Below are 21581 nucleotides of genomic sequence, written 5' to 3'. Positions count from 1 at the left end.
AGGCGGGCTGCTTATCTGGCGAAATCGCTACGGCGTGCCGCGCTTTTGCCGCGGGTAGACGTAGGCTTGTTGCCAAAGCCAGGGCGTGCGGCAGGGCGGCTGGCGGGCTTGCCTGCGCCTTTGGAAAAAGACGGCTTGGCCGGACGAGCCGGACGGTCGCCGAAGGCAGGGCGATCACCAAAAGCAGGGCGATCGCTGCGGCCCTTGTAGCCATCGCGGCCTTCACCACCGAACTCTTTACGGGCAGCGCCGGCATTGTCGCGCGCTGGGCGGCCTTCGTAGCCAGGCTTGCCTTCGAAGCGAGGCTTGCCAGCATAAGCGGGCCTGTCGTCGGAACGTTTGCCAGCATACGCGGGCTTGTCCTCGAAACGCGACTTGCCAGCATAGGCAGGCCTGTCGTCCGAGCGCTTGCCCGCAAAGGCCGGCTTGTCGCCAAAGCGGCGATCGCCATTGGGTTTGCCCGCATAACCGCCGCGCGAGCCGAAGCTTTTGCCGCTGCCCTTGCGGTCGGTATAGGTGGGGCGCACCGTCTTCTTGGGCTCCAGGCCCTCGATGACTTCCGCGGGAATTGCCTGGCCGATGAAATGTTCGATGCGACGCACCTTGTGGCGTTCCGCGTGCATGGCAAGCGTATAGGCCAGGCCGCTGCGGCCGGCACGGCCGGTACGGCCGATGCGGTGAACATAGTCTTCAGCCTGCATGGGCAGATCGTAATTGACGGCGTGGCTGATGCCCTGGACGTCGATGCCGCGCGCGGCAACATCGGTAGCGACCAGGATGCGAAGCTTGCCTTTTTGCAGCAGGCCCAGCGTACGCGTACGCTGACGCTGGTTCATGTCGCCATGCAGCGCCGCCGCGGCAAAGCCCTGATCGCTCAGGCGTATGGCAAGATCATCCGCGCCGCGCTTGGTCGATGTAAACACAATCGCCTGATCAAGGTTTGTGTCGCGCAGCAGGTGATCCAGCAGGCGCATCTTGTGGCTGTTGTCGTCGGCGTACAGCAGGCTCTGGGTGATATTGGTGTGTTTTTGCTTCTGGCCTGAAATCTCGATCTGCAGCGGATCGCGCATCATCTTGCCAGCCAGGCGGGCAATGCTGCCATCCAGCGTCGCGGAAAACAGCAGCGTCTGGCGGTCGGCTGGCGTGCGGCCGACAATGTTTTCGATATCTTCGATAAAGCCCATGTCCAGCATGCGGTCGGCTTCGTCCAGCACCAGTGTGTGGACGGTGGACAGGTTGACGCGCTTGGCTTGCAGGTGATCGATCAGGCGGCCGGGTGTGGCAACCAGTACGTCTACGCGACGTGAAAGTGCCTTGAGCTGCGCGCCGTAAGGCATCCCGCCGACAACGACGGCAATGCGCAAGTCCTTGATATGGGCGCCATACTGTTTGGTGGCTTCGGCGACCTGCATGGCCAGCTCGCGGGTTGGCGTCAGCACCAGCACTTGCACGCCGGAGCCCTTGTTGGGCGGCATTTGCGAAATACGGTTCAGCGCGGGCAGCATGAAGGCTGCGGTTTTGCCGCTGCCAGTCTGCGACGAGACCATGAGATCGTGTCCGGCCAACGCCTTCGGAATGGCGGCTGCCTGGACGGCGGTCGGCTCGGTAAAACCGGTTTTTTGGATGGAGGACAGCAGGTTAGGCACTAGGCCCAGTGTTTCAAAAGACATGAGTATCCTTGGCCGCGCACAGCGGCATGCGTATAGCGGGGGCAGAAGGGGAGAGCCCGTTACGCTGGTTGATTGGAGCATCGTGCCGACCGAATCAACCCTTAGGAGCGCGTATTGTCTTGGTTACGCGGCGCAAGGCCAGGAGGTCAGGGAGCGATGGCGCACGGCATGGGTGCTGAGGGTTCAGTCAACTGCTATGACACAGCTATGCGCTGTATGAAAATGCCGACGCGTGAATATTGCAGTGGAGCGATTATAGCGGCATTCCCGTTCAGGGAAAACCCCAATGTTGTTACAAGGCTACATAACCGGCATGGCCGCGACGTGCCGGAACGATCGGCCCACTCGGCTGGCCGCTCTCAGCGGGCTGGAGTCAGCATGCTATCCAGGCTTTCTTTCAGGAGGGCACAGTAGGCCGGCAGCGCGTCAATGATCTCGCCTTGGCGGGCATCCCATGCGCGCCGCTGCGCATCGGAACGCGTCGCGGCACTCGCCCAGATTGATTCGGGAAAATGCGTGTCGTCGCGCCAGCGCGGGATGATATGCCAGTGCAGATGCGCAACCTGATTGCCCAACTGCGCCAGATTGATCTTGTCGGGGCGCATTGCGTCGCGCTGGGATTGCTCCACGCGCCACACGATCCCCATGACTTCGCTGCGGGCTGGGGCGGAAAGCTGGGTCATCTCGGCGACATGCTTGTTCCAGATGACACGCGTATAGCCAGGGAAGTCAGTGCCATCGATCAGGATGACTCGTAAACGGTCATTACGCCACAGAACGTGTTCGTTCTTGTCCTGGCATAAGGGACAGCTGGTGTCTGGCGTGGAAATGGCGGTTGTGTTCATAGCGGGCCTCCTGTTGCAAAATGACCTGAATGAATCGGCGCGGCCGAATCGGCCTTGCCGGAATACCAAAACCACTTGCCGCAGCCGATGTCGGTGCCTGACCATCGGCTGGGGCTGGCAAATCAGGCAAACATTGCCTGCAGCGCAACGCCTGGATCCGGCGCGCGCATGAACGCTTCGCCGATCAGAAACGCGTCGACGCCATGTTCGCGCATTCTTTGGACGTCTTCTGGAGCCAGTATGCCACTCTCGGTGATGACCCGCTTGCCCTCCGGTATGGCCGGCAGCAGGTCTATGGTGTTCTGCAGCGATGTATCGAATGTGCGCAGATTGCGATTGTTGATGCCGAGCAATGAGGAGTTCAGCTGCAGCGCGATGTCCAGTTCCGCGCGGTCGTGAACTTCGATTAGCACGTCCATGCCCAGTTCGCTTGCAACGCTTTCGAATTCCTTGAGCTGCGAAAGAGAAAGGGCTGCCACAATGAGCAAAATGCAGTCCGCTCCCAACGCACGCGCATGCGCAATCTGATAGGGATCGATCATGAAATCCTTGCGCAGGACGGGCAGCGCGCAGGCCGCGCGCGCCTGGCGCAGGTAGTCGTAGGATCCCTGAAAAAACTGTACGTCGGTCAGGACCGACAGACAGGCAGCGCCGTGCGCGGCATACGTGGAGGCAATCTCCACGGGATTGAAGTTTTCGCGAATCACGCCCTTGGAGGGAGAGGCCTTCTTGATTTCGGCAATGACGCCAGGTTTGCCCTGGGCAATTTTTTCTTCGATGGCGCGCGCGAACCCGCGCAGGTCTTTGCGGCTTTTGGCTTCGCGCAGGACGTCGGATTCGCTGCGCATTTGCCGGGCCGTAGAGACTTCGGCCTTTTTTGTTTCGAGAATTTTGGCAAGTATATCGTTCATTATTTCAGCGTCCCTGTATAGGCCCTGAACTCTTCCAGCTTTTCACGTGCAGCACCGCTGGCAAGCGCCTCGAAGGCAAGTTTCAGGCCTGCTTCGATGGAATCTGCTTTGTTGCCGGCATAAATGGCCAGGCCGGCATTAAAGGCAACGATATCACGAGCCGGGCCATCCACGTTCTGGAGGGCTTCGAGCACCATTGCGGCGGATTCCTGCCGGTTGTTGACCTTGATTGAGCGGTTGGACACCATGGTCATGCCGAAGTCCTCGGGATGAATCTCGTATTCGCGCACCTTGCCGTCGCGCAGCTCTCCCACCATGGTGGCGGCGCCCAGCGACGCTTCGTCCATGCCATCTTTGCCATGCACAATCAACACGTGATTGGAGCCCAGGCGTTCCAGCACCCGTACCTGTATGCCGACCAGGTCTGGATGGAAAACCCCCATGAGCTGGTTGCCCGCCTTGGCCGGATTGGTGAGCGGGCCCAGAATATTGAAAATGGTGCGTACGCCAAGTTCCTTGCGCACCGCCGCGACGTTCTTCATCGCGCCGTGGTGCGCTGGCGCAAACATAAAGCCTATGCCGCATTGCGCGATGCTTTCTGCGACCTGCTCGGGGTTAAGGGAAATATTCACGCCGAGCTCTTCGAGCACATCGGCGCTGCCGGATGACGACGACGCGCTGCGGTTCCCATGCTTGGCAATCCTGACACCCTGAGCGGCGGCAACAAACATGGCAGCCGTGGAAATATTGAAGGTGTTGGAGCCATCCCCGCCTGTGCCGCACATATCCAGCAGGTCTTCGGGGTTGCGCATTGGAACGGGCAGCGCAAATTCACGCATGACTTCAGCCGCAGCGGTGATTTCGCCAACGGTTTCCTTCTTGACGCGCAGTCCGAGGATCAGCGCGCTGGCAAGCTGCGGGGAAACCTCGCCACGCATCAGCATGCGCATCAGGTGCAGCATTTCGTCGTGGAAAATTTCGCGGTGCTCGATACAGCGCGCCAGTGCTTCGTTAGGGGTAATGGTCATGATGCTCCTTTTGTTTTTTTTCAGACATCCCGGAGTTTGGGCTGCGGGTGTCGGTTTTGTTCTCAGATATCCAGAAAATTCTTGAGCAATGCGTGCCCGTGTTCGCTCAATACCGACTCGGGGTGAAACTGTACGCCGTAAACGGGCAGCGTTTTGTGGCGTATGCCCATGATCTCGCCATCGTCGGTCTGTGCGGTGATTTCCAGGCAATCGGGTAGCGTGTCGCGCTCGATGGCCAGCGAGTGATAGCGCGTCACGATATACGGCGACGGCAGGCCTGTGAACACGTCGGTGCCTGTGTGCGTAATGCTGGAAACCTTTCCGTGCATGATTTGCTGGGCGCGCACCACATTGCCGTCGAACGCCGACGCGATGGCCTGGTGCCCCAGGCAGACGCCCAGAATGGGGCGCTTACCCGCAAAGTGGCGGATGAGCGCAATCGAAATGCCTGCTTCGTTCGGTGAACAAGGGCCCGGCGACACGCAGATGCGGTCGGGTTCCATCGCCTCGATGTCTTCGACAGTGGTCTGGTCGTTGCGCAATACGCGCACCTCTTCGCCGAGCTCGCCAAAATACTGCACAAGGTTGTAGGTGAACGAGTCGTAATTGTCGAGCATTAACAGCATGATTGCTCCTGCAGGGTGAGGCGCATGCTGGCGCGCAGGGGCGCGTCGGGCGCAATGGGCCTGCCGGGTGAACGGTGGCGATGATGGATGGATGTCGGCAGCATGGGCAATCTCCAGTTTTAAGGAGCCGCCGTGCCGGAGAGGGGGGATCGAACCATTGCCATCCAGAACGGCGGCAAGGTGCGAATTCAGTACGCAACAACGAGCCGCTTCCTAGTGGAAGCGCCACCACTGTGCAAAGCGGATAGTTGCGTAAATTTTCATGGAGGCAATTCTACCGTTATCTTTCGGGCTTGTCGACGGGGCGAGGGTATGCCCCAATGTGGCGTTTATGTCTACCGAATTGGTATGACCATTATTAAATATAGCGTATTTTCTGCCAGTTTGGAAAAGTGCTGATCATGGCGTGAATGTGCCGTAAACAGAAAGCAAAAAGCAGAATTAAGCCTTTTATTTCATCCTATTATCGGGATTGGGCTATTGTTGCACGGCTGGAAATAAATTGACCGGAAAAGAAAGCCACTTTTATAATACGCGCCTATTTTCTTGTATAACTAAAGTGGTAAGACCATTTTGAGGGATATCACGCCGGCTGGCAAGCCTGGTTTGGCGCAGTGTCCTGATCAAACTGGCCTGCCGCAGTCAAAGGAGTAAGAGGGATTTATGCACGAGGCGTGGCAACATCTGTACGATCCGGCAGGCAACATCTGGCTATCCAGCCTGATTGCACTCACGCCAATCATCTTTTTCTTTATTGCTTTGGCCTTTCTGCGCATGAAAGGCTATATGGCCGGCACCATTACCGTCTTGATTGCGCTGGCAGTGGCGCTTGTTTTTTATCGGATGCCGATTGTGCTGGCGCTTGCATCGGCATTCTACGGATTTGCCTACGGGCTTTGGCCAATTGCCTGGATCATCGTGGGCGCGGTCTATTTGTATAAGATTTCAGTGCGCACAGGCCAGTTCGACATTATCCGGGCCTCCATTCTGTCTGTCACCGAAGACCAGCGCCTGCAAATGCTGATAGTGGGTTTCGCGTTCGGCTCATTCCTGGAAGGGGCGGCCGGATTCGGTGCGCCGGTAGCCATCACGGCTGCACTGCTGGTTGGGCTTGGCTTCAGGCCGCTCTATGCGGCTGGCCTGTGCCTTATCGTGAACACGGCCCCAGTGGCCTTTGGCGCCATGGGTATACCGATTATCGTCGCGGGGCAGGTCACCGATATAGATCCTTTTGTGATCGGCCAAATGGCAGGCCGGCAGTTGCCTTTCCTGACCATCATTGTGCTGTTCTGGATCATGGCCATCATGGATGGCTGGCGGGGCGTAAAGGAAACCTGGCCCGCTGTCCTCGTCTCGGGCGGCACATTTGCCGTTGTACAGTACTTAACGTCCAACTTCATCGGTCCCGAACTCCCGGACATCACGGCGGCGCTGGCCTCGCTGGTAGCCTTGACGCTGCTGCTCAAGGTCTGGAAACCTGCCAGCATTTTTCGCTTCGCAGATATCGACGCGGCGAAAGCCGATACCGTGGCGGCCTGCGTGGGTACGGACGCTGCGACACGGAATCCGGTCGGCGCGGGGGCTGGCGCATCCATTGGCGCCGCATCTGTTCTGAAGGCGTGGTCGCCGTTTGTCATACTGACCATCATGGTGACGATCTGGAGTCTCGAGCCATTCAAAAGGTTGTTTGCGGTCGGCGGCGCGCTGCAGGGGTGGGTGCTGAGTCTGCCTGTGCCTTATCTGGACGGGCTGGTTCAGAAAGCACCGCCCATCGTTGCGCAGGCCACCTCGTACGGCGCCGTGTACAAGTTCGACTGGTTCTCCGCAACCGGCACAGCCATTATGCTTGCCGCCGTGCTAACCATTATTCTGGCAAGAATCAAGCCGCGTGACGCCTGGTCTACCCTGGGCGATACGCTCAAAGAGCTTGCGGTGCCCATTTATTCCATCGGCATGGTGCTGGCCTTTGCGTTCATCGCGAACTACTCTGGTCTGTCCGCCACCCTGGCGCTTGCCTTGTCGCGTACCGGCCATGCGTTTACCTTCTTTTCTCCCTTCCTGGGCTGGCTAGGCGTCTTTCTCACCGGGTCAGACACCTCGTCCAATGCCCTGTTCGCCGCCCTGCAGGCGACGACGGCACAGCAGATAGGCGTGCCCGACGTGCTTCTGGTCGCGGCCAACACGACGGGAGGGGTAACCGGTAAAATGATTTCGCCGCAGTCGATTGCAATTGCCTGCGCCGCCGTTGGCCTTGCCGGCAAAGAGTCCGATCTGTTTCGCTTTACCGTCAAGTACAGTCTTATATTCGCCGCGCTCGTGGGGGCGCTCACAACATTGCAGGCATATGTACTGCCGTGGATGATTCCTTGAACACGCCATGCGTATTTCAGACCAGATTGCGGAGCAGTTGCGGGCCTTCATCGTCGAGATGAAGCTCAAGCCCGGCGAGCGTCTGCCAGCCGAACGGCAATTGGCAGTGGATCTGGGGGCTTCACGTTCTTCCGTGCGCGAAGCCATTCAAAGCCTGGCCAGTCAGGGGCTGCTGCAAAGCCGTCATGGCGGCGGCACCTATGTTCAAGACGCCCAGGTAGCGCAGTGGCGCCACGAAAGCGTCGTGAATCCGCTCAGCAGCGTGGTGCAGCAAGATCCTGAGTACCGATACGACGTCCTGGAGGCGCGTCATGCGCTGGAGGGCAGTACCGCATGGCATGCCGCGCTGCGCGCCACTGCGCAGGACAAAGCTCATATCTGCGAGTGCTTTGAGGCCACCCTGCGGTTTCAGAGCATGGGCGATCCGGTCCTGGCTTCCCGGGCGGATGTCCAGTTTCATCTCGCCATTGCCGAGGCCTCGCACAACCTTGTGCTGCTGCAGATGATGCGTGGCCTGTTCGATCTGCTGCAGGCGACAGTCACGCAAAATCGCCAAAAGATGTACACAGCGCCCCAAACCTTTGAACAACTGACCGCGCAGCATCAGGAGCTGATGGCAGCCATCCTTGCCGGCGACGCGGAGCGCGCCCGCAATACGGTCTGTCGTCATCTTGAATTCGTGCATCATTCCGTGCGCACACTCGACGAAGATGAAGCTCGTCGCAAGCGCTCCACCCGCCTGCCTCCTACCACGTCAAAATCATGATTATTTCCGCGTCTACCGATTACCGTGCCGCTGCCAAGCGCAAGCTTCCGCCGTTTCTCTTTCACTATATTGATGGTGGCGCCTATGCCGAGCATACGCTCGGACGCAATGTCAGCGACCTCGCGGACATTGCCCTGCGTCAGCGTGTGCTCAAGAATATGTCCGACCTTAGCCTGGAAACGCGTCTGTTCGACGAAACCCTTTCCATGCCGGTGGCGCTGGCCCCTGTTGGCCTGCTGGGCATGTTCGCACGGCGCGGCGAAGTGCAGGCAGCGCGCGCGGCAGACAAAAAAGGGATACCTTTTACGATGTCTACGGTGTCGGTTTGCCCCATCGAAGAAGTGGCACCGGTCATCAAGCGCCCCATGTGGTTCCAACTGTATGTGCTCAAGGATCGCGGTTTCATGAAAAACGTGCTGGAGCGCGCACAGGCGGCGGGTGTGACGACGCTGGTGTTTACCGTAGACATGCCCGTTCCCGGCGCCCGTTATCGTGATGCGCATTCCGGCATGAGCGGCCCCAACGCGGCGCTGCGTCGGTACGGACAGGCCATCGCGCATCCTGCTTGGGCATGGGACGTCGGGCTGCTGGGCCGGCCGCATGATCTGGGCAATGTCTCCTCGTATCGCGGCAAACCAACCGGGCTCGAAGACTACATCGGCTGGCTGGGCACGAACTTCGATCCCTCTATATCCTGGAAGGATCTTGAGTGGATACGCGATTTCTGGAAGGGGCCCATGGTCATCAAGGGAATACTTGATCCAGAGGATGCGCGCGATGCTGTGCGCTTTGGCGCGGATGGCATTGTGGTGTCCAATCATGGTGGGCGCCAACTGGATGGTGTGCTGTCATCGGCGAGGGCGTTGCCGATGATTGCCGATGCGGTCAAGGGCGAGTTGGCGATCCTGGCCGATTCCGGCGTCCGCAATGGGCTGGATGTCGTGCGCATGATCGCCCTGGGCGCGGAAACGGTATTACTGGGCCGCGCTTTTATCTATGCGATGGCCACTGCCGGCGAAGCCGGCGTCGCCAATCTGCTCGATCTGATCGACAAGGAAATGCGGGTGGCCATGACGCTGACCGGCGCCAAGTCGATCAGCGATATCAGTCCGAAACTGCTTGCCACGGTATAGCAGGCCGAGACGGCGTCCAGGCCTGTGCGCCGTCATTCGCGGACGGCGCGACAGCGGCTTGTCCTGACTGCGGCCATTAGCGAGCCGCCGCCGATCACCGGCTCCAGAGCCTTGCCTAGATAGGCTCATCCAGCCCAAACTGCACTTGTTCCGCTGCGCGCAGCACAGCGCGCGCCTTGGCTTCGGTTTCCTGCCATTCTTTTTCGGGGTCCGAATCGGCGACAATACCTGCGGCCGCCTGCGCGTACAGCATGCCATCCTTGACGATGCCGGTGCGAATCGCGATGGCCAGGTCCATTTCGCCGCCGTAGCTCATATAGCCTGCGGCGCCGCCATAGATGCCGCGACGTACGGGCTCAAGCTCATCGATGATTTCCATGGCCCGGACCTTGGGAGCGCCTGTCAGGGTGCCTGCCGGGAAGGACGCGCGCAGCAGGTCCATATTGCTCATGTTTTCATCGAGCTCACCTGTGACATTGGACACGAGATGCATCACATGGGAATAGCGCTCAATGGTCATGGTGTCCGTGACTTCGACCGAGCCCGTCTTGGCTACCCGGCCAATATCGTTGCGTGCCAGATCGATCAGCATCACATGTTCGGCGCGCTCCTTGGGATCGGCGATGAGTTCCTCGGCCAGGCGGACATCTTCTTCGGGCGTGGCGCCGCGCTTGCGGGTGCCGGCCAGCGGCCGTATGGTGGCGACCGTTTTGCGTTGCCCGTCCTCAATCACAATGTCCTGGCGCACCAGAATTTCCGGTGAAGAGCCGACCACCTGGAAGTTGTCGAAGTTCCAGTAGTACATATAAGGAGACGGGTTGAGTGATCGCAATGCGCGGTACAGCGATAAAGGCGAGTCGCGGAAGGGCTTGGCGATGACCTGGCCGATCTGCACCTGCATGACGTCGCCCGCGGCAATGTATTCCTTGGCCTTGAGTACGGCATCGATATAGTCTTTTTTGTCGAAGTCGCGCCGGCTGGTAGTCTGCATGCTGGCATAGGCATAGGGGATGACTACTGGAGTGCGCAGTTTTTCGCGCAGTTCCTTGAGGCGCCGTCGCGCCAGTGCGTAGGCCTCGGACTGGCCCGGATCGGCGTAGACGATCAGGTAGGTGCGGCCAGCGAGATTGTCCACGATGACCAGTTCATCGATATGCAGCAGCATGATGTCTGGCGTGCCTTCTTCCTGGCCGTTCGGAAACGGGTTGGTCGCCGGGCCCAGACGAGGTTCGATGTGACGCACTGTATCGTAGCCAAAGTAACCTGCCAGGCCACCCGCAAAGCGTGGCATGCCGGGCAGCAGGGCAACCTTGAAGCGGTCTTGGTAGGCTTCGATAAAGGCGAGTGGGTCGCCTTCGTGGCGTTCGATGACTTCGCCCTTGCGCAGCACTTCGGTGAGGGTGCCTGTAGACCGAATGACCGTTTTTGCGGGAAGGCCAATAAATGAATAACGTCCAAAGCGTTCCCCGCCAACCACGGACTCCATCAGGCAGGTATTGCGGCCGCCTTCGGGGCCGCTGTGTGCCAGCTTGAGGTAAATGGCCAGGGGGGTATCCAGGTCGGCGTAAGTCTCGGCAATCAGTGGGATGCGGTTATACCCTTGTGCCGCCAGTGCATTGAACTCGATTTCTGTCATAGGGGTCTCTGTGTGGTTTTACTGACAGGCCGGGACAGTGGAGCAATGACAAAAAAGCCCGGCCAAACAATTTGGATTCCGGGCTAAGTGCTTTTGGTAATTGCTTGCGGCACGATAAGACAGTGTCTTGGTGCCGGGAGAGGATTACCGCTACCCAGAACACAAACGCCACCAGCGCCAGTAGGCGCGGGGCGTGGTGCCGTAATACAGGGTAGCGTTCATGTGTTCTGGATCTGCAGTGATTGGCCGGCAGCCCATTGGGCGGCCTCGGCGATAGATGCAACTATATCATCGACGTCGAGATTGCGCACGTCCATGCCTTCGTTGTAGCCATAGGGCACGGCCAGCACGGTGATGCCTGCGGCGCGCGCAGCCTGTGCGTCGTTGATGGAGTCGCCTACGGCCAGTGCCGTGCCGGGCGCTACGCCAAGCAGGCTGCAGGCATGCAGCAGCGGCATCGGATCAGGCTTTTTCCTGACGCAGGTGTCGCCGCAGACGATCGCATCGAAGAATGACGACAGCCCGCATTGCGCCAGCAAGGGCGGTGTGAATGCCGTGGGCTTGTTGGTGACGATGGACAGCTTCATGCCTGCGCTGCGGAAAGCCTGGAGGCCTTCCAAGACGCCAGGGTAAAGCGCGGCGCGACGGCCGTTGAAGTGGTGGTAGTGGCGATGGAAAAGCGCCAGGCCCTGCTCAATCTCTTGTGCGCCGGGGGTCGAGCCCTCAACATTGTTGGCCAATGCGCGCTCTACCAGTACGCTGGTGCCTTTGCCGACATAGGTGGCAATCACGTCCTGGGGCAGCGCGGGCAGCCCGAGGTCGGCGCGCATGGCATTGGCGGCATCTGCCAGATCGGGGATGGTATCGATCAGTGTTCCATCAAGATCAAGCAGTACGGCGTCGAAGGTCATGGTTATTTTCCTGAAAAACGAGTGCGTGGGCTGTGCTGGCAGAAGGCTGGGCCCCTTGAAATCGGTGTTGCACGGGTTCTGTCAGGCGGAAATCTGCTCTGCCTTGGCGATTTCGGCCCGCATGGCATCGATCACGGTTTTGTAATCCGGCTGGCTGAAGATGGCGGAACCGGCCACAAAGGTGTCGGCGCCCGCAGCGCGGATTTTGCCGATGTTGTCGACCTTGACGCCGCCGTCGATTTCGAGTGCGATTTGCTGGCCGCCCTGCGCAACCCACGCGTCCAGCTTGCGGCGGGCCTGGCGCAACTTATCCAGCGTGCCGGGGATGAATTGTTGGCCGCCAAAACCAGGGTTGACGGACATCAGCAGCACGACATCAAGTTTATCCATGACGTAATCCATCCAGTCGAGCGGAGTGGCCGGGTTGAACACCAGGCCGGCCTTACAGCCATGTTCACGAATCAGCGCCAGGCTGCGGTCAACATGCCGGGTGGCTTCGGGATGAAAGGTGATGATGTCTGCACCGGCCTTGGCAAATTGCGGGATAATGGCATCGACCGGTTCGACCATGAGATGCACGTCGATGGACGCCGTGGTATGCGGGCGCAGCGCTTCGCAGATCATGGGGCCCATGGTCAGGTTGGGAACATAATGGTTATCCATGACATCGACATGGATCCAGTCTGCGCCCGCCTCGACAACATTGACGACTTCTTCGCCCAGCTTGGCGAAGTCTGCCGCGAGCAGGCTGGGGGCGATGCGGGTAGGGCGTGAAAAGGGCATGGTCATCGTGTGTGTGCTATGAAATTGACAAGAAGCGGTGGCCTTGGGGCCGAGCGCCGTCATGGCGAATGTGTAATTATTGCAGTTTAGCGCTGCCTGGTGCATTACCTGGAACTTGAGCATGAAGCCTTACGATATTTCGGTTACCGTCACGCCTCAGTACCTGCAGGATCAATCCGAGCCAGATGAACAGCAGTTCGTCTTTGCCTATACGGTGCGTATCACGAACAAGGGTCAGAACGCGGCCCAGCTTATCAGCCGCCACTGGATCATTACAGATGGCCGGCAAAACACGCAAGAAGTGCGTGGCCTGGGTGTGGTGGGCCAGCAGCCTCTCTTGGCGCCAGGCGAAACATTTGAATACACCAGCGGCTGTCCTTTGCCCACCCCAGTAGGTACCATGCGGGGCACGTATCATTGTGTGGGTGACAACGGCGTGCCGTTCGAAGTTCCCATCGAAGAGTTCGTGCTCGCGATGCCGCGCACCTTGCATTGATGCCTCCTCCCACGAACCTCCCCACTCAGTGAATTTTCTGGCGATTTCATGAAGAGACTCCTGTTTTCCGCGAGCTTGCTTGCCCTGCTGGCCTCCTGCACGAGCCTACCCCTTGAAGAACCCTCGGGCGGCAAGCCGCCAGAAACCGGCGCGCCCGATATCGCCGCCAGGCCCTTGGTCGTTCCGTCGCTGCAATCCATGCGCGATACGCCGCCGCGCGCGCTGGCCGGCAAGTTTGCCCAGGCATCGTGGTCTTCGCTGCCAGGCTGGCAAGACGACAATCTGGAGCATGTCTGGAAGGGCTTTCTCAATAACTGCAAGGGTTTGATGCGCCCTGTTTCCGGCTCGCTGGCGATGCAGGCCCGGGCCACACCGCGTGCCTGGCAGCCTGTCTGCGCGGCCGCCGCACAGTCCGGCTTGTCAGCGGAAAGCGCGGCCGGCCCTCGCGTGCGGCAGTTTCTCGAAACCCAACTGCAGCCCTGGCGGTTGCTGGACGCTTCGGGCAAGCCTGCGCGCAACACGGTGACTGGCTACTACGAACCCCTTGTGCATGCATCGCGTTCGCGCCAGGGCGATTATCAATGGCCGCTCTATGCCACGCCCAAAGATCTCCTGACCATTGATTTGGGCGCCGTCTATCCCGAGCTGGCGGGCAAGCGGGTACGCGGCAAGCTTGAGGGCAATCGCGTGGTGCCTTATGACACCCGCGCAGAAATCGCTGGCTCGTCTGATCGCCAGCCACCGGTGATCGTCTGGGTCAACGATCCCGTCGAGGCGTTTTTCCTGCAGATTCAGGGATCTGGCCGCGCAACACTCACGGATGGCAGCACCATTCGGCTGGCTTATGCGGATCACAACGGGCGCCCCTATGCGTCGATCGCAAAATGGCTGGCCGACAAGGGCGAAATGCCGTTGTCCAAGGCATCCATGCAGAACATCAAGGCCTGGGCGCGCAGCCATCCTGCACGCGTGCAGGAAATGCTGAACGCCAATCCTGCCATGGTGTTCTTCAGGGAAGAGCCGGTCAATGATCCCGAGCTCGGTCCCAAGGGCGCCTATGGCATTCCGCTGATCGGTGAACGCTCGGTCGCAGTGGACACCACGTATGTGCCGTTGGGCGCGCCGCTGTTTCTTTCGACGACCTATCCAGGCTCCGGTCAACCGCTGCGTCGCCTGATGCTGGCGCAAGACACCGGCGCTGCCATCAAGGGGGCCGGGCGCACTGACTTTTATTGGGGGTTTGGCGACGAGGCCGGCGCTCAGGCGGGCCGCATGAAGCAACAAGGCGAAACCTGGGTGTTATGGCCCAGACAGGCCGGCGCGCCGTCAGCGCGCTGACCGAGATCATTGGCGATACAGACTATGGCGACAAATCGAAGCGCTGCAAAAGAATCGGTTCTGGTGTGTGGCACCGGGATCGCCGGGCTGGCGACGGCATTGGGGTTGGCTCGTGGCGGATACGCCGCCACACTGCTGGGTCCGCACAATGCACCCCCTGCTTACGGGCGGGACGACTACAGCCCCCGGGTGTATGCGATGTCCCCCGCCAGCCAGGCCTTTCTTGAACGGCTGGGTGTCTGGGCCATGATGGATGCGCGGCGTGTAACGCCAGTCAAGGCGATGGAAGTTCATGGCGACGCCGACGGCCTGGTCAATCTGGATGCCTGGCAGGATGCGCGATCAGCGCTGGCCTGGATCGTCGAATCCAGCGAAATGGAAAGAGTGCTCCAACAGGCTGTTCAGGTATATGGCATTCCTTGGGTCAAGGAAAAATTCCAGGGACTGCAATCGGGAGTGGTAACGACTGAAAGCGGCAAGCAGTTCCGGCCCAGCTTGCTGGTGGGCGCCGATGGCGCGCAATCGCCGGTTCGGCAAGCTGCCGGCATTGCCCATCAATCCCGGGCCTATGGCGATACCGGGATCGTGGTTCATCTAACGTGTGAACTGCCGCATCAGAATAGGGCCATACAGTGGTTTACTGGCGACAGCGTCCTGGCGCTGCTGCCGATGCCCGACACCGAAGCCGGCCATCAGGTGTCCATGGTGTGGTCCATGCCAGGTGAGCAGGCGCGGGCGTGGATGACGCTGCCACAGGACGCGCGTGCCAGCCTGCTAGAGGCCCGGCTTCTTGCGGCCAGTAGCGGCCGCCTGGGGCGGCTGCAGGTTCGAAGCACGCCTTACGCCTTTCCTTTGTTCATAGAGCATAGCGACATGATCGGCGCGGGTGTTGCGCTGGTCGGCGATGCGGGCCATCGCGTGCACCCTCTGGCGGGCCAGGGGCTGAACCTGGGGCTGGGCGATGTCGAGGCCTTGCTGCATGTGCTGGCACACAAAGAAGCGTTTCGTCACGCGGGCGATCCGCGAATACTGCGCCGGTATCGGCGCGCGCGCGCGGAGCCTGTTCTGGCCATGCGGCTGGCCACCGATGGCCTGCATAAATTATTCGCGTCTCCTGCCACGCCCGTGGCCTGGGCGCGTAACCTTGGTATGCGGTGCGCGGATCGCTTGCCTTTCGTCAAGCGTCTGCTTATCGATGCCGCGGCGGGTCGCACTCATGACGTATGATGGCTGTAACGTAATTTTGAGCAGGAGTTGATATGCGTTTGCGTTTAGCGGGCTGGTTGATCGCCGCCGCAACAGGGGTGTCCTTGCTGGGTTTGCCAGCCGTCGCCCAGGAAACCGCCACGGCGGGTACAGAACAAGATTCCGTGGCCACGGATGCGCAAGCTGCAGGCCAGGGCGTGACGCCAGGCGTTCAGGCAGCCGGCACGCCGGCTGTCGAGGATGGCCATGAGATGAACGCCATGCCTGGCGCCGCCCCGGCACCGGCATCAGCGCCAGCATCAGCACCAGCACCAGCACCAGCCCCTGTCGCGGCACCCGTGACGCTGGACGACGTTCGTGGCGCATTCGAAAAACGTTTTCCCGAAATCGATGTGGCCGGGGTGCGCGAAACGCCCTTTCCTGGTTTATATGAAATACAGCTTGGCACGGACGTAATCTACGCGAATGCGGCGGTCGACTATATCCTCCAGGGCTCGCTGATCGACGCCAAGCGGCGGGCTGATCTGACGGCAGCCCGCCTGGAGGAACTCTCCAAGGTTTCTTTCTCGTCCTTGCCGCTGGATCTGGCTGTCAAACAGGTCAAGGGAGACGGTTCGCGTGTCATGGCTATTTTCGAGGATCCGAACTGTGGCTATTGCAAGCAGTTGCACCACACGCTCAAGGATGTGGATAACGTCACCATTTATTCCTTTCTATTTCCGATTCTGAGCCCGGATTCCACCATCAAGGCGCGCAATGTCTGGTGTGCCAAAGATCAGGCGACGACCTGGGCGGCGTGGATGACAAACGGCAAGAAGCCAGCCGAGGCGCAATGCGAAACCCCGATCGACAAGGTACTTGCCCTGGGCCGCAAGCTCATGGTGCAGGGCACGCCCGCCATCTTTTTCTCCGACGGCAGCCGCATTAACGGCGCAGTGCCATTGGATGTGCTGAACAAGAAGCTGAACAGCCTCAAGGGATAAACAACCTGTTGGTCTGGCAACACACGCCGCCGCAGCTCGAAAGAGGCTGCGGCGTTTTTGTTATGCGTCTGCTTGGGTCGCATCGGCAACGGGTAACAGGCTTTTACCTGTTGGTTCAGGTTGCCAATTTCTGATTGACATGAATTTTCGATAATAATTAGAATAATAACCATTCTTATCTATAATAAGATTCTTTATCTGGAATATCTCATGGTTCTATCAGCGCGGCATGGCAACGCACAGCCCGGCCAGGGTTGTTTTCTATGACGGCAGCGTCATCGCTCAAGACATGGTACTGGCTCCATAAATGGTCCAGTCTTGTCTGTACCGTGTTTTTATTGGTCATCTGCATCACCGGCCTTCCGCTTGTTTTCCACGAGGAGATCGAAGGATGGCTGGACGACGCCAAACCCTATGCGGTGGTGCCCGAGGGCACGCCGCGCGCGAACATTGACACCATGCTCGAGAAGGCGGGTGCGTTGTATCCGAACGACGTGGTCGAATTCGTATTCATGGACGATGCCCAGCCGCAGGTGCTGGTGGGCATGTCTCCTTCGCACAAGGCTGATTTCGACACCAACCATTTTCTCAGGTTTGATGCCCACACTGGCGACCTGCTGAAAGACGGAGGCCCGCAGTCGGACGAAAAACTGTCTTTCATGGGCATTATGCTGGCCTTGCATGTCGACTGGTTCGCCGGCTTGCCCGGCGAATTGTTCATCGGCTTTATGGGCCTGCTGTTTGTGATCGCCATCGTGTCTGGCGTGGTGCTTTACGGCCCCTTCATGAAAAAATTGTCATTCGGCACCGTGCGCACGGAGCGCTCATCGCGGCTCAAGTGGCTGGACCTGCATAATCTGCTGGGTATTGTGACCCTTACCTGGGCATTTGTCGTCGGCGCCACGGGCGTGATCAACGAACTGGCCACGCCATTATTCAGCTTGTGGCAATCCACAGAAGTTGCGCAAATCATCGCCCCCTATAAGAATGACGCGCCCCCCGTCAAGCTGGCCTCGGCTCAGGCGGCTGTCGAGGCGGCAGGCAAGGCCGTGCCGGGGAACGAGGTGCTCAGTTTCAATTTTCCGGGCAATCGTTTTGCGACACCGCATCACTACATGATGTGGACCAAAGGCGCCACGCCGCTGACATCCCACCTGTTTACCCCGGTGCTGGTGGATGCGACCACCGGTGAAGTCACGACCGTTGCGCATCCTCCCTGGTATTTGAATGTTCTTGAGTTGTCCCGTCCGCTTCACTTTGGGGATTACGGGGGCATGCCACTGAAAGTGCTGTGGGCGCTGCTCGACATCCTGACCATCATTGTGGTGGGCAGCGGGCTGTATCTGTGGTTTGCGCGCCGCAAGGCCACCGATGCCCGGATAGCGCGGATGGCGCGCGAGCTATCCCCTGCGCTCAGCGGCTCGGGATCCTGACATGGGCCCATCCTCTTCGTTCATCAAGCTCTGGGGCATTCCCATCATTCTGGGTGTGCTGACCTGTTTCGGGCTGCTCGCGGCGCTGCTGGGTGTCGGGATCTGGCACGGCATGGCGTGGGCAGCACTCACGGTGCCGTTGCTGGTAGGCATTGGCTTCTGGGTGTTTCCGCGGCGCTGACCAAGGTTTGCCGTTTATTTGTGCCTGTGGCAGCAGAACTTTTTATTTGAACCAACTATATCGGTAGGGAGAGGCTTCATGCCGCGCATTGAATCAAGCGGGCCGGTGGCGATTACGATTGCCAGTATGTTTTTATCAGCAGGCATGTCTACGCCAGCCATGGGGCAGGCCACGGCGCAGGCACAGGTGCCGCCATCAGGGCAAGCGCAAGGCGATGCTCGCACGCTCGCGCCGATCACGGTTCAGGCCGCGCCAGGCGAAGAATCGCCGCTGGAGCCGGTCAATGGCTACATTGCCAAGCGGTCGATAACTGCCACCAAAACCGATACGCCGCTTAACGAAACGCCGCAGTCCATCACCATTGTCACCAGCGATCAGATTCGCGACCAAGGCGCCCAGGGCCTGCAGGATGCGCTGACCTATGCCGCTGGCGTGCGCTCCGATGCCTATGGCCTGGATTCCCGCACCGATTCCTTCTCGATCCGAGGCTCGGAACCCACGGTTTATCTGGATGGGCTACGCACAAACTACAACTGGTACACCAGCACGACGCGTACCGAACCCTACAATCTTGAGCGTATCGAAGTGCTGCGCGGGCCCGCCTCCATGCTGTATGGGCAGGGCAGCACCGCAGGCGTGGTCAACATGGTGAGCAAGCGTCCGCTGGATGAGGAGCAGCGCGAAATCGGGGTGTCGTATGGCACCAATGCGCGCCGCCAGATCCAGGCCGATCTTACCGGACCGCTCAATGAGGCGGGTACCTGGCTATATCGCGTTGTCGCAGTCGGCCGCGAAGCCAATACGCAGGTCGATCATGTGCCGGACGACAGATGGTTGCTGGCGCCATCATTGACCTGGAAGCCAAGCGCACAGACGTCGCTGACCTTCATGGCCTTGTTCCAGGAAGACAAGACCGGCTCCACATCGCAATTTTTCCCATGGGAAGGTGTGGTGATCGACAATCCCAATGGCAAGCTGCCGGTGGATCGTTTCATTGGCGACCCGGACTGGGATCGCTACAACTCACGCCGCCAGGCCATAGGCTGGAGTTTTGAGCACGCATTTAACGATGACTGGACCGTCCGTCAGAACGTGCGCTTCTCGCGCAACAAGGTGGACTACCGCAGCTTGTATGGGGATTCGTTTACCTTGCCAGGAGGCTGGGCCGGGGATCCAGTCAACAAACGTCTGTTTGGGCGTTTTGCTGACGCATCGGTGACGACGGTGAACATGGTATCCGCGGATCAGCACATTGACGGCAAATTCAATACGGGCGAGGTGAGCCACCACGTACTGCTGGGTCTGGATGCCAGTTACGCGCGGGAAGAAAAGCGATCAGGTTTCGATGTGCCCACGTATCTGGGTGGGACGGTACCTCTCATTGATGCCTACAATCCTGTCTACCCGGATTTCACGCCACCGACCCTGTCGGATGATCCCACCGCAAGACAGCGGGATCTCGGTGTTTACCTGCAGAACCAGATGCGCTACAAGAACTGGATCGTGGTGGCGGGGCTGCGGCGCGATCGCTCCGAAAGCATGATCGAAGGAGAGCAGGACTCGGTCAACAAGGCCACCACCAAGCGCCTGGGCGTGATGTATGCCGCCGACAATGGCTTTTCGCCCTATCTCAGTTACAGCGAATCGTTTACGCCGGTGTTTGGCCGAAATGCTGACGGCGAACGATTCGTACCCTTGAAAGGCAAGCAAATTGAGGCCGGACTCAAGTATGAGTCTCCGGAAGGCGGCACGGTGTTCAATGTGGCAGCGTACACCTTATCCGAAGAGAATCGGTTGGTGGATGACCCGAGCAGGCCCACTCAGCAAGCACAGGTCGGCAAGACACGCAACCGCGGTATAGAGCTTGAACTGAAAACGGAACTGGGGCGCCAGTTCGATCTGATCTCAAGCTACAACTATCTTGATCTGGATGAGCAGCTCGCGGGCCTTCCCAAGCATCAAGCCTCGGTCTGGGGCAAGTACCGCTTTTCCTCTGGCGCGATGGCGGGCTTGTCGGCGGGTGCCGGCGTACGCTGGCTTGGCGGCTTCCGCGATGGCGATGCGCCCCGTACGCCCAGCGTGACGCTGGTCGATGCAATGCTGGCCTATGAAACACCCTCGTGGCGGTATGCCTTGAACGTCAACAATCTGTTCGACAAGACGTATGTAAGTACGTGCCTGTCGCGTGGCGACTGCTGGTACGGTTCGCAACGCACGATTGTCGCGAGTGCCACATATCGCTTTTGAGCGTATCGCAGCGCGGATCGCGTGGGCGAGTTCTGGTAGGATGGGGCGCTGTTTCAGTTCCATCTTTACAGGAAGCCAAGCAACGTGAAAGCCATTTTTGCCTATGCCGACCGGATCGAATCTCCAACATGGATAGCGCCGCTGCAGGCGGCTTTGCCAGAGGTCGAATTCCATCACTGGCGCCCTGACGGACCGCCGGTCGGCGCGGAGCTGGCCATTGTCTGGAACCCGCCTCGCGATCTGCTGCGTCGTGAACCTGGGGTGCGCGCAGTGTTCAATCTGGGAGCAGGCGTGGACGCTTTGCTGGGGCTGGATGGGCTGCGCGACGATATCCAGCTCGTTCGACTCGAAGACGCGGGCATGGCGGTGCAGATGGCCGAATACGCCGCGTATGCACTGATTCGCGCATCCCGGCAGTTTGATGTCTACGAAGGCGTCCAGGCATCGGGAACATGGGCGCCGCAGCCCGCCATCCGACGCAAGGAATGGACCGTCGGCGTGCTGGGCATGGGGGTGATGGGCGCGCGCGTGGCGCAAACGCTGGCCGCTATGGACTATCCCGTAGCGGGCTGGTCGCGCAGCGGCAAGGCGTTGCCAGGCATTGAGTCCTTTGGCGGTCGCGAGCAGCTGCCGGCCTTTTTGGCGCGTACCCGGGTACTGGTGAACACCTTGCCACTGACAGACGACACGCGAAACTTTCTGTGTCGCGAGACGCTATCCCAACTTATGCAGGGCAGCTATCTCGTCAATATTGGCCGTGGTGATCACCTGGTCGAGGAAGACTTGCTGGCCTTGCTCGAAACCGGGCATCTGAAGGGGGCGACGCTTGATGTCTTCCGAACCGAGCCACTGCCGTCAGACCACCCCTTCTGGACGCATCCGGCCATTACGATCACGCCGCACGTGGCGGCGGCGAGCTTGAAAGAAGAGTCCGTTACCCAGATCGCGGACAAGGTCAGGGTGTTTATGCGCGGCGAGCGTCCCACTGGCCTGGTTGCCCGCAGCAAGGGGTATTGAG

At 59.6% G+C, this 21581-nt stretch carries 19 protein-coding genes; 11 read left to right on the top strand and 8 right to left on the bottom strand.

The features are described from left to right. Window positions 1-11: 11 nt before the first annotated feature. The 5 genes from ERE07_RS12390 to ERE07_RS12370 form a co-directional block, all read right to left on the bottom strand. Window positions 12-1670 (bottom strand): DEAD/DEAH box helicase, encoded by a 1659-nt coding sequence (locus ERE07_RS12390; RefSeq protein ID WP_130009176.1) that lies wholly within the window; start codon window positions 1668-1670, stop codon window positions 12-14. Window positions 1671-2029: 359 nt separating this feature from the next. Then, window positions 2030-2515: an HIT family protein gene (locus ERE07_RS12385; RefSeq protein WP_130009174.1), complete on the bottom strand. Its 486-nt coding sequence runs from the start codon at window positions 2513-2515 to the stop codon at window positions 2030-2032. A gap of 122 nt (window positions 2516-2637) precedes the next feature. Then, on the bottom strand, window positions 2638-3426 hold the full coding sequence (trpC, locus tag ERE07_RS12380; protein ID WP_130009172.1) for an indole-3-glycerol phosphate synthase TrpC: 789 nt from the start codon (window positions 3424-3426) through the stop codon (window positions 2638-2640). Next, window positions 3426-4454 carry an anthranilate phosphoribosyltransferase gene (trpD, locus tag ERE07_RS12375; RefSeq protein ID WP_130009171.1) on the bottom strand — a complete coding sequence of 343 codons (1029 nt, stop codon included), beginning with the start codon at window positions 4452-4454 and terminating at the stop codon, window positions 3426-3428. Before trpD ends, trpC begins: the two co-directional genes overlap by 1 nt. A 62-nt stretch (window positions 4455-4516) precedes the next feature. Continuing rightward, window positions 4517-5080 (bottom strand): anthranilate synthase component II, encoded by a 564-nt coding sequence (locus ERE07_RS12370; RefSeq protein WP_130009169.1) that lies wholly within the window; start codon window positions 5078-5080, stop codon window positions 4517-4519. Between the two features lie 663 nt (window positions 5081-5743). Between ERE07_RS12370 and lldP the strand changes: the two genes are divergently transcribed. From lldP to lldD, 3 genes are read left to right on the top strand one after another with little or no spacing between them, the layout of a single operon-like run. Beyond that, window positions 5744-7450 carry an L-lactate permease gene (gene lldP, locus ERE07_RS12365; protein WP_130009168.1) on the top strand — a complete coding sequence of 569 codons (1707 nt, stop codon included), beginning with the start codon at window positions 5744-5746 and terminating at the stop codon, window positions 7448-7450. Window positions 7451-7457: 7 nt separating this feature from the next. After that, window positions 7458-8216: a transcriptional regulator LldR gene (gene lldR, locus ERE07_RS12360; protein WP_130009167.1), complete on the top strand. Its 759-nt coding sequence runs from the start codon at window positions 7458-7460 to the stop codon at window positions 8214-8216. Next, complete coding sequence (lldD, locus tag ERE07_RS12355) at window positions 8213-9349, top strand: FMN-dependent L-lactate dehydrogenase LldD (RefSeq protein ID WP_130009165.1); 1137 nt, start codon at window positions 8213-8215, stop codon at window positions 9347-9349. The genes lldR and lldD overlap by 4 nt, the downstream gene beginning before the upstream one ends. 115 nt (window positions 9350-9464) lie before the next feature. Here the strand turns inward: lldD and trpE are convergent, their stop codons facing one another. The 3 genes from trpE to rpe form a co-directional block, all read right to left on the bottom strand. After that, window positions 9465-10985, bottom strand: coding sequence for an anthranilate synthase component I (gene trpE / locus ERE07_RS12350; protein ID WP_130009163.1), 1521 nt, complete (start codon window positions 10983-10985; stop codon window positions 9465-9467). Window positions 10986-11203: 218 nt separating this feature from the next. Then, the gene (locus ERE07_RS12345) at window positions 11204-11896 is read right to left on the bottom strand and encodes a phosphoglycolate phosphatase (protein WP_130009161.1); all 693 of its coding nucleotides are present in this window, start codon (window positions 11894-11896) and stop codon (window positions 11204-11206) included. A gap of 81 nt (window positions 11897-11977) precedes the next feature. Further along, window positions 11978-12679 (bottom strand): ribulose-phosphate 3-epimerase, encoded by a 702-nt coding sequence (gene rpe / locus ERE07_RS12340; protein WP_167670887.1) that lies wholly within the window; start codon window positions 12677-12679, stop codon window positions 11978-11980. Window positions 12680-12800: 121 nt separating this feature from the next. Here rpe and apaG point away from each other — a divergent pair, with 121 nt between their 5' ends. The 8 genes from apaG (at window position 12801) to ERE07_RS12300 (ending at window position 21580) form a co-directional block, all read left to right on the top strand. Then, window positions 12801-13175: a Co2+/Mg2+ efflux protein ApaG gene (gene apaG, locus ERE07_RS12335; RefSeq protein WP_130009159.1), complete on the top strand. Its 375-nt coding sequence runs from the start codon at window positions 12801-12803 to the stop codon at window positions 13173-13175. Between the two features lie 48 nt (window positions 13176-13223). Further along, window positions 13224-14513 (top strand): murein transglycosylase A, encoded by a 1290-nt coding sequence (gene mltA / locus ERE07_RS12330; RefSeq protein WP_130009158.1) that lies wholly within the window; start codon window positions 13224-13226, stop codon window positions 14511-14513. 24 nt (window positions 14514-14537) lie between these two features. Then, a complete protein-coding gene (locus ERE07_RS12325) occupies window positions 14538-15740 on the top strand; it encodes an FAD-dependent monooxygenase (RefSeq protein WP_130009156.1) in 1203 nt (400 codons plus the stop codon). Between the two features lie 32 nt (window positions 15741-15772). Then, on the top strand, window positions 15773-16702 hold the full coding sequence (locus ERE07_RS12320) for a DsbC family protein (protein WP_245153689.1): 930 nt from the start codon (window positions 15773-15775) through the stop codon (window positions 16700-16702). A 263-nt stretch (window positions 16703-16965) separates the two neighbouring features. Next, the gene (locus tag ERE07_RS12315; RefSeq protein WP_130009155.1) at window positions 16966-18135 is read left to right on the top strand and encodes a PepSY-associated TM helix domain-containing protein; all 1170 of its coding nucleotides are present in this window, start codon (window positions 16966-16968) and stop codon (window positions 18133-18135) included. Window position 18136: 1 nt separating this feature from the next. Next, window positions 18137-18316, top strand: coding sequence for a hypothetical protein (locus tag ERE07_RS12310; protein WP_130009153.1), 180 nt, complete (start codon window positions 18137-18139; stop codon window positions 18314-18316). A gap of 78 nt (window positions 18317-18394) precedes the next feature. Continuing rightward, window positions 18395-20563, top strand: coding sequence for a TonB-dependent siderophore receptor (locus ERE07_RS12305; RefSeq protein ID WP_167670872.1), 2169 nt, complete (start codon window positions 18395-18397; stop codon window positions 20561-20563). 84 nt (window positions 20564-20647) lie between these two features. Further along, the gene (locus ERE07_RS12300) at window positions 20648-21580 is read left to right on the top strand and encodes a 2-hydroxyacid dehydrogenase (RefSeq protein WP_130009151.1); all 933 of its coding nucleotides are present in this window, start codon (window positions 20648-20650) and stop codon (window positions 21578-21580) included. Window position 21581 lies beyond the last annotated feature (1 nt).

Origin of the sequence: Allopusillimonas ginsengisoli (assembly GCF_004153455.1) — a bacterium.
In the GTDB taxonomy this organism is placed as follows: Bacteria; Pseudomonadota; Gammaproteobacteria; order Burkholderiales; family Burkholderiaceae_B; genus Allopusillimonas; species Allopusillimonas ginsengisoli.
The sequence above is the reverse complement of the archived record's forward strand: the minus strand, read 5'-3'. Positions and strand labels throughout refer to the sequence as shown.

Excerpts from the sequence above, each read along its gene's own strand:
- ERE07_RS12390 (WP_130009176.1), bottom strand. The coding sequence starts at position 1,670 with ATGTCTTTTGAAACACTGGGCCTAGTGCCTAACCTGCTGTCCTCCATC.
- ERE07_RS12385 (WP_130009174.1), bottom strand. The coding sequence starts at position 2,515 with ATGAACACAACCGCCATTTCCACGCCAGACACCAGCTGTCCCTTATGC.
- trpC (WP_130009172.1), bottom strand. The coding sequence starts at position 3,426 with ATGAACGATATACTTGCCAAAATTCTCGAAACAAAAAAGGCCGAAGTC.
- trpD (WP_130009171.1), bottom strand. The coding sequence starts at position 4,454 with ATGACCATTACCCCTAACGAAGCACTGGCGCGCTGTATCGAGCACCGC.
- ERE07_RS12370 (WP_130009169.1), bottom strand. The coding sequence starts at position 5,080 with ATGCTGTTAATGCTCGACAATTACGACTCGTTCACCTACAACCTTGTG.
- lldP (WP_130009168.1), top strand. The coding sequence starts at position 5,744 with ATGCACGAGGCGTGGCAACATCTGTACGATCCGGCAGGCAACATCTGG.
- lldR (WP_130009167.1), top strand. The coding sequence starts at position 7,458 with ATGCGTATTTCAGACCAGATTGCGGAGCAGTTGCGGGCCTTCATCGTC.
- lldD (WP_130009165.1), top strand. The coding sequence starts at position 8,213 with ATGATTATTTCCGCGTCTACCGATTACCGTGCCGCTGCCAAGCGCAAG.
- trpE (WP_130009163.1), bottom strand. The coding sequence starts at position 10,985 with ATGACAGAAATCGAGTTCAATGCACTGGCGGCACAAGGGTATAACCGC.
- ERE07_RS12345 (WP_130009161.1), bottom strand. The coding sequence starts at position 11,896 with ATGACCTTCGACGCCGTACTGCTTGATCTTGATGGAACACTGATCGAT.
- rpe (WP_167670887.1), bottom strand. The coding sequence starts at position 12,679 with ATGCCCTTTTCACGCCCTACCCGCATCGCCCCCAGCCTGCTCGCGGCA.
- apaG (WP_130009159.1), top strand. The coding sequence starts at position 12,801 with ATGAAGCCTTACGATATTTCGGTTACCGTCACGCCTCAGTACCTGCAG.
- mltA (WP_130009158.1), top strand. The coding sequence starts at position 13,224 with ATGAAGAGACTCCTGTTTTCCGCGAGCTTGCTTGCCCTGCTGGCCTCC.
- ERE07_RS12325 (WP_130009156.1), top strand. The coding sequence starts at position 14,538 with ATGGCGACAAATCGAAGCGCTGCAAAAGAATCGGTTCTGGTGTGTGGC.
- ERE07_RS12320 (WP_245153689.1), top strand. The coding sequence starts at position 15,773 with ATGCGTTTGCGTTTAGCGGGCTGGTTGATCGCCGCCGCAACAGGGGTG.
- ERE07_RS12315 (WP_130009155.1), top strand. The coding sequence starts at position 16,966 with ATGACGGCAGCGTCATCGCTCAAGACATGGTACTGGCTCCATAAATGG.
- ERE07_RS12310 (WP_130009153.1), top strand. The coding sequence starts at position 18,137 with ATGGGCCCATCCTCTTCGTTCATCAAGCTCTGGGGCATTCCCATCATT.
- ERE07_RS12305 (WP_167670872.1), top strand. The coding sequence starts at position 18,395 with ATGCCGCGCATTGAATCAAGCGGGCCGGTGGCGATTACGATTGCCAGT.